The 7796-nt window shown below is 59.0% G+C and carries 5 protein-coding genes, 1 tRNA gene and 1 pseudogene; 4 read left to right on the top strand and 3 right to left on the bottom strand.

What is annotated here, in order from left to right:
• Positions 1–253 precede the first annotated feature (253 nt).
• The gene (locus Q1B15_RS15425; protein ID WP_299755172.1) at positions 254–1546 is read right to left on the bottom strand and encodes an adenylosuccinate synthase; all 1293 of its coding nucleotides are present in this window, start codon (positions 1544–1546) and stop codon (positions 254–256) included.
• A gap of 101 nt (positions 1547–1647) precedes the next feature.
• Between Q1B15_RS15425 and Q1B15_RS15420 the strand changes: the two genes are divergently transcribed.
• The 4 genes from Q1B15_RS15420 (at position 1648) to Q1B15_RS15405 (ending at position 5167) form a co-directional block, all read left to right on the top strand.
• Entirely contained in the window at positions 1648–1974 is a 327-nt protein-coding gene (locus tag Q1B15_RS15420; protein WP_299755170.1) for a hypothetical protein, read from the top strand.
• 181 nt (positions 1975–2155) lie between these two features.
• A complete protein-coding gene (glpX, locus tag Q1B15_RS15415; RefSeq protein WP_299755167.1) occupies positions 2156–3121 on the top strand; it encodes a class II fructose-bisphosphatase in 966 nt (321 codons plus the stop codon).
• On the top strand, positions 3118–4878 hold the full coding sequence (gene recJ, locus Q1B15_RS15410) for a single-stranded-DNA-specific exonuclease RecJ (protein ID WP_299755164.1): 1761 nt from the start codon (positions 3118–3120) through the stop codon (positions 4876–4878). The genes glpX and recJ overlap by 4 nt, the downstream gene beginning before the upstream one ends.
• A gap of 214 nt (positions 4879–5092) precedes the next feature.
• Positions 5093–5167 (top strand) — tRNA-Glu (locus tag Q1B15_RS15405).
• 282 nt (positions 5168–5449) lie between these two features.
• On the opposite strand, the pseudogene Q1B15_RS15400 reads toward Q1B15_RS15405, so the two are convergent.
• Positions 5450–5560 (bottom strand): annotated as a pseudogene (locus Q1B15_RS15400) (ATP-binding protein); the annotation flags it as partial.
• 95 nt (positions 5561–5655) lie between these two features.
• Positions 5656–6900, bottom strand: a complete 1245-nt coding sequence (locus Q1B15_RS15395) for a type II toxin-antitoxin system HipA family toxin (protein ID WP_299755162.1) — start codon at positions 6898–6900, stop codon at positions 5656–5658.
• Positions 6901–7796 lie beyond the last annotated feature (896 nt).

Below are 7796 nucleotides of genomic sequence, written 5' to 3'. Positions count from 1 at the left end.
TTGCGCGGGGACGGCAAGACAAGCCATCGCTTCCAAAATTGCTCGGGTGCCCGTCATTATTTAGCTCTTCGGTCTCCGGCCTTCTGTCTCTGAACGATTTGCGTCAGATTTTTCGTCGAAGAATTTCGGCGGCGTCCGGTTTTTTACTTTGTCGCTTCATAGTTGACGGCAGCGTCGTCCGCTTGACGGCGCTCATCCAGCGGCATTGGTCGCCCGGCGCGTAAGGGCCGAACTAGGCCCGTCCCTTTTCCGCTCAATCCTCGAACGGATCGGTCACAAGGATGGTGTCTTCGCGCTCGGGCGAGGTCGAGACCATCGAGACCGGGCATTGGATCAACTCTTCGATGCGGCGGACGTATTTCACCGCCTCGCCCGGAAGATCAGCCCAGCTTCGTGCTCCGGCGGTGCTTTCGCTCCAGCCTTTCATCGTCTCATAAATGGGTTGGACGCGTGCCTGTTTGTCCGCGGCCGTCGGCAGATAGTCGAGCATTTCGCCGTCAAGTTCGTAAGCTGTGCAAATCTTCAGTTCGTCAAAGCCATCAAGCACATCAAGCTTCGTCAGTGATATGCCATTGACGCCTGACGTGGCGCAAGTCTGGCGCACAAGCACGGCGTCGAACCAGCCGCAGCGGCGTTTGCGCCCTGTGGTGGTGCCGAATTCGTGGCCGCGCTCGCCAAGGCGTTGGCCGTCGTCGTCGAACAATTCGGTCGGGAACGGGCCTTCGCCCACGCGGGTTGTATAGGCTTTGACAATGCCAAGCACATAGTCGATCGAGCCGGGGCCAATCCCTGTGCCGGTGGCGGCCTGGCCCGCGATGACGTTCGAGGACGTGACGAACGGATATGTGCCGAAATCGACATCAAGCAGCGCGCCTTGTGCGCCTTCAAACAAGATGCGTTGCCCGGCACGGCGGCGTTCGTTCAGGACTTTCCAGACGGGCGCGGCGTAGGGCAGGATTTCTTTTGCAATGTCCTTCAGCGAAGCGACCAGTGCGTCGCGGTCAACCGCGGGCAGGCCAAGGCCACGGCGCAGCGCGTCGTGGTGGACCAGCAAGCGGTCAACACGGGCTTCTAGCGTGGCTTCATCGGCAAGGTCTGCCACGCGCACGACGCGGCGGCCGACTTTGTCTTCGTAGGCCGGGCCGATGCCGCGACCAGTGGTGCCTATCTTGGCGACAGAGTTCTGGTTCTCGCGGGCGCGGTCCAACTCGCCGTGGACAGGCAGGATCAGCGGCGTATTCTCGGCTATCATCAGAGTTTCGGGTGTAATTTCAACGCCTTGCGAGCGGATCGTCTCGATTTCTTTCAGCAAATGCCAGGGATCAAGCACGACGCCGTTGCCGATGACCGACAATTTTCCGCCCCGCACGACGCCCGATGGCAGCGCGTGAAGCTTGTAAACTTCGCCGTCGATCACCAGAGTGTGACCGGCGTTGTGGCCACCCTGAAACCGCGCGATCACATCGGCACGTTCGCTGAGCCAGTCAACAATCTTGCCTTTTCCTTCGTCGCCCCACTGGGCGCCGACGACGACTACGTTGGCCATAAAATATTTCCCCCTGAGGTTTACACCGCGGATGCGTATAGCGGCTGGGGTTTTGGGGGGAAACCTTAAAAGGTGTGGTTTGGAGGGATAGGGGGACTTGAGTGTGGCTGACGTTTTGGCATGAGCTTGAGCGCGCCATCGGAGATCGCGGAAAACGCGCCTACCGAGCTTCGTTCCTGGCAAGGCGCGACGGTGATATGATCCAGTGCAAACAGGAGAAAGTCATGGCTGCATTTGGCGCCATGTCCCCGCAAAGCAACGACGTTCTACACCTTGCCGAAGGGGGTCCTGAGACAGAGATTATGTTTCACTACGGGCACAAGACCTGTGAGTTCGCCATGTTCGAGTTGATGGATGATCTCGCTACACGGTGTCCGAATATCGACATTTGGGGCGGGGCCTGTGGACCCTGGGACAAACATTTTTGATCGCACAGCGCATTATGTTCGCAAGGCGCGCATCACGACTTGATTGCTATGTGCCGGCACTCTTCCCCAAAACCACCCTCCCCGCGCGCCTGTTCTCGCTAACACGCTCCGCGCAGACCTTGCCCCCTTGCCGGGTGGCCGATAGGACGGAAGGAACCGGCCTTTAACGGATAGAGAACCCATGCCTGAAGCTCCTGAATTTCACGACCGTATGCTTTCGCTTGGCCTGGGCCGGGTGTCCGAGGCGGCGGCTTTGGCCTCTGCACGCCTGATCGGGCGCGGCGACGAAAAGGCGGCTGACCAGGCCGCCGTCGACGCAATGCGAACGCAGCTGAACAACCTCGAGATTCAGGGCGTCGTTGTGATTGGCGAAGGCGAGCGGGACGAAGCGCCTATGCTATATATCGGCGAGGAAGTCGGCACCGGCACCGGCCCGCAGGTGGATATCGCGCTTGATCCACTGGAAGGCACGACGCTGACGGCCAAGGATATGCCGAACGCATTGGCCGTTATCGCGATGGGGCCGCGCGGCTCAATGCTGCATGCGCCCGACACCTACATGGACAAGCTGGCGGTCGGGCCGGGGTTCCGGCGTGGTGTGGTGACGATGGATATGTCGCCTGCCGAGCGGGTGAACGCGCTGGCGGCGGCAAAGGGCTGTTCGACCGAAGATATCACGGTGTGCGTGCTGGAACGCCCGCGCCACGAGGACATGATTGCGGAAATTCGCACGACGGGGGCCGCAATCCGGCTGATCACTGATGGCGACGTGGCGGGTGTCATTCACTGCGCCGAACCATCGACGGGCATCGACATGTATATGGGCTCGGGTGGTGCGCCCGAGGGCGTGTTGGCGGCTGCCGCGTTGAAATGCATGGGCGGGCAGATGTTTGGCAAGCTGGTGTTTCGCAACGACGACGAAAAAGGCCGCGCCAAGAAGGCCGGCATCACCAACTTTGACCGGGTCTATACGCGCGACGACATGGTGACGGGCGATGTGATTTTTGCCGCCACTGGCGTGACTGACGGTTCGATCCTGCCGGGCATCAAACGCGAGCCCGGGTTTCTGACGGCCGAGACCATTTTGATGCGGTCGAAGACCGGGTCTGTGCGGCGAATGAATTACCGCCACCCGATTGACACTTGACCAGCTCTGCGGGCGGATTTCTTGGCGTTACGACCTCTCTGACGGGGCGGGCATGGGTCGGCCCGTCTGCGGATGCGCTGCGAATGGCGGAGGCCATGGAACAGCAGACTGGCCTGCCCCCGGCCCTTTGCCGGATACTGGTGGCGCGCGCCGTTGCCCCTGAAGACATTGATCTGTTTCTGGCCCCTGCTTTACGCGATTTGCTACCCGACCCGATGACGCTTCTGGATATGGAGCTGGCTGCGGAGCGCTTGATCGCCGCTGTTGATCGTGGCGAGAAGGTCGCTATTTTCGCCGATTATGACGTGGATGGCGGCTCATCGGCTGCACTTTTATTGGACTGGCTGCGCCAGCTTGGTCGCGATGCGACGCTGTATGTGCCCGACCGCATCGACGAGGGCTACGGGCCGAACGAACCGGCGATGACCGAGTTGGCCGCAAAGCATGATCTGATCGTTTGCGTGGACTGCGGAACGGTAAGTTTCGCAGCCATTGCGGCCGCCAAAGGTGCGGATGTGGTGATCCTTGATCACCATTTGGGCGGAGAAACTCTGCCGGATGCTTTGGCCGTGGTGAACCCGAACCGGCAGGACGAAAGCGGAGATTTGGCGCATCTTTGCGCGGCAGCCGTGGTGTTTATGGTCTTGGTGGATGCGAACCGGCGTCTGAAAGCGCGCGGGACCAAGGGGCCGGACCTGATGTCGATGCTGGACCTTGTGGCGCTGGCAACGGTGGCCGATGTGGCCCCGTTAATCGGAGTTAATCGCGCGCTGGTGCGCCAGGGTCTGAAGGTCATGGCACGGCGCGCGCGCCCCGGTCTGGCGGCTTTGGCGGATGTAGCGAACCTGTCGTCACCGCCATCTGCCTACACGCTTGGGTTCGTGTTCGGGCCGCGTGTCAATGCAGGCGGGCGCGTGGGGCGCGCTGATCTTGGCGCGCGCTGTTTGTCGACGCGCGACCCGCACGAGGCGCAAAGCCTCGCCGAAAAGCTGGACGCTTTGAACACTGAACGCCGGGAAATAGAAAATGCCGTGCGAGACGCCGCACTTGAGCAAGCCGAGGCACGCGGTCTTGAAGCACCGCTGGTATGGGCAGCCGGCGAAGGCTGGCATCCGGGCGTCGTCGGGATTGTGGCGGCACGCCTGAAAGAGGCGACAAACCGACCTGCCGTCGTGATCGGGCTGGACGGCCACGAGGGCAAGGGCTCGGGGCGGTCTGTGACCGGTGTGGACCTTGGGCATGCGGTACAGAAACTGGCCGCTGAGGGGCTTCTTTTGAAGGGAGGCGGGCATCGGATGGCCGCCGGGCTGACTGTGGCGCGCGACCAGCTTGAGGCCGCAATGGCCCGGCTGTCGGAATTGCTGGCCAAGCAAGGCGCCGGAGCCAGTGGCCCACGCGATCTGCGGCTGGATGCGACGCTTATGCCGGGGGCCGCCACGGTCGAGCTAATCGAGCTGATCGAGGCGGCTGGCCCTTTCGGACAAAGCGCCCCTGCCCCGCGATTTGCCTTTCCTGCCGCAAAAATTCTGCACGCCAAACAAGTGGGTTCAGGTCATTTGAAAGTCAGCGTCGGCGACGGACTTGGCGCGCGCCTTGATGCGATTGCCTTTGGAGCCTTTGACAGCGACCTTGGACCCACTTTGATGAACCACGGCGGCGCGCGGTTCCATCTTGCCGGGCGGCTTGAGATTAACCACTGGGGCGGTCGGCAAATCCCTCAATTGCGGCTGGAGGATGCCTCAAGGGCAACCGAGTGAGCGCTCCTGCCCCACTGTGGTCGCAGACATCAAAACCGTCCGCATCGTGGGCCGCGGAGACATCGCCGATGGACGCAGTTTTTGCAGGTTCGGTAAGCGGCGCAGGCGCACCTGCACATGCCGTAGCGCGCCGAGATCACTGACAGTGCAAATATGTGCAAGAATCCTCTTGCCCTTCCGAAGGAGTTTGCCTAACTAGCGCTCCACGCACTGTGGCCCGTTCGTCTATCGGTTAGGACGCCAGGTTTTCAACCTGGAAAGAGGGGTTCGATTCCCCTACGGGCTACCACGCGCTGAATTCCCCTTATTTACATGATTTACTGGGCTTTAGGTATAAGTGGGGCGGATATTCAGTGGCAAATTACCTGATTAGGCAGGGCAATTGTCAACGCCGGACTAAAACCGCACCAAACGCCGGAGCAAAAGTGCGCCACTTGGCTGGTTCTGGCCGGAGTAAAAATGCGCCACTTTGTTAGATATAGGTTTGTCCATAGTCACACATAGCGGAGCGCCCCCAAATAGCGCCGAAGCTTTGCGGAGCTGTGGTCAAACCGGGCGCGGCGTTTGTTATTCAGGTTTTCTTCGACTGGCGGGAGTGTTTGAGGCGGGAGCTGTCGCCGTTCATTTCCAGAATGTGGACATGGTAGGTCAGCCGGTCGGGAAGTGCGCCTGTGAGGCGTTCTCACTCTGGTTCACTCTGCCGTCGTCGATACCAGCAGTATCATCATCGCGGCGTTCATGTTCAGATGTCGACCATGGTCATGGTCGGGATCGGGATCATAGCGTCAATGCATAATTGAGGTCATCGTGTTCAAACGCTGGCACCATGCGGGCGATCTCATTTTGTGGCGCTTGCCGACGCTGCGCATAGTGTCGCCAGTTGCGTATTACCAAGGCGCACTCACCTATGATCTCATTGGCTTCAGCAAGGTTCCGAACAAAGAATTCCGAAACGTTTTGAAGAAGTTGAAGCGAGGCGGTCGCGTCGTCGTAGTCGATGCGCGTCTTGAGTATTCGGGGTCCATCAGGAACTGGGTTGAGGTCATAACACGGGCTCAGTGCCCATCCTTGTCGCCCGCGCCATAGAAAACCGTGATTTCGAAGGTGATCGTCGGTGTTGCTGATCAACACGCTGAACGCGATGCGACGGAAGAGTTCATTAAGATCATCATCGGGAACAGCACCATGATCGGTAAGTGCATCAACTATCTCCAAGTAACTACCATCATCATCGCCATCATTGTGTTCCGTCATCGCCATGGCGCTCATGAACGGGATGCGCTGCCCATCGATGCGGTCGAACCGCTTCGTGATAAAAATTGGACCGCTGTCGCTCGCCGCAAGGTCGTATTCGATGACGTTAATGCCGGCGTCCTTTGCCATATCCAACGCAATGGCCTCCCAACGCGAGATAGCGTAGGCGTCAGTCTCTTTCGGGAACTTTGCTATGGACAGGTTGCCGTGCTGATCGAACACCGAAGCCTTTGGGCGCGCGCCGCCGAGTGAAGAACCCGGCGCGAAGATCATGAGGAGGTCTTCGTCGGTCTCTTCGCCTCGAAGAATCCGCTGTGAGGCGCTTAGAAGATCGGCAAGTGCAATTGTGGTCGGAACACCGCGTGTCTGTGGTGACTGAAATTCTTCGTCGCCTTCAAAACGGAAGCGTAGGGCTCCCAAGCGAGTTTCGTCGGAGACGCCCAGTAGATAGTCCATCTCGTGAAGCGTTCGTGCCGGACGGCCCGCTTGTTCCGCAAGACGCCGTTCGTTCCGGCGCATAAGCTCACGTCCCCATGTATCCGGGGCACTGTCGCCGAGAGTACCGAACATCTCTTTGCCAGCCGGAGGCGCAAGGCTTCCTCGGCTTAGGGGAAGAGAGGGGTCGAACTGGAATGCTTCTGGTGCTGTCAGCCAATCTGGGTCGTGCTCGTAGGTGACGCGCTCGCGCCGAGGGCCAGCGTGTCGTCGCAGCAGCCCTACCCGCCGACGTTCCCCGTATGCATCGAGGAACACTTCAACGTTGCTCATGTTCTTCGCCCTCGCTGGGGTAGCTGCTCATCTGTAAGCTCAGTGTCGAGCGGGTCAGTGAAGTTGGCGAACTCCTTCAACAGCCCAAGAGCTTGCATGACCAGCAAGTACGATGCGATGCGCACGTTCGGTTCGCCGCCCTCGATCCGGCGAAGGGTGGGTATCGATATCCCGCCTCGCTCGGCAATGAGCTCCATCGGCAAGCGCCGCACTAAGCGTGCTCGTTTGAGCTTCCTTCCAAGACTGCGAAGCTCTCTCTTAGTTGCGGGCGTGATCTTAGTCGAGGCAGGCATAACAGCACACATGGTTTCCCTTATGGTATATAAACTAATATCTGTGTTCTGTTATTGCAAGTGCTAAGAATTACGTACGAGAAATCAAAAACGACGAACATCAAACGACGCAACAGAGCACCCACATTCTGTTAGGCCAAATAAAATAACACACATGTTCTATTATGAAGATCTCAAGATCGACTCCGAGTGGAAGCCTGCTGCAGTGTGATGTCGGACGGCCCAGAACCTGATGTTTGGACCCACTGCCTTTTCACCCTCGCGAGACAGTCCTCTGCGTGGCACGCTCTCATGTTAACCCATTGAGAGCATTGAGCTGCATATGACTTGCAGTGGTACACTCTTCCCCCTATTTTATTGAGGTCATCGCGGCTTCTTGGAGCCCCTACGTACTGCCACACACTTGTTTCCCGAAAACCTTATTATGTTGGGCGTATTGACCTTAGGTGTCCGACGTTTTTCAGGCCGTGGTACACCTTTGTTATCCCGGGCAGCGTCAACGCGATCTGCAGCCTGTTCAGCGAGGCGTGCGCGTTTGACGCGTTTGGTATAGATCGCCGTCTTCGCATCGCTGCGAGACAGGTGAGCCATGACTTCTTAAAC

The sequence above is a fragment of the uncultured Boseongicola sp. genome (assembly GCF_937988555.1).
Lineage (GTDB): Bacteria > Pseudomonadota > Alphaproteobacteria > Rhodobacterales > Rhodobacteraceae > Boseongicola.
This window is presented reverse-complemented; position numbering and strand designations above follow the sequence as displayed.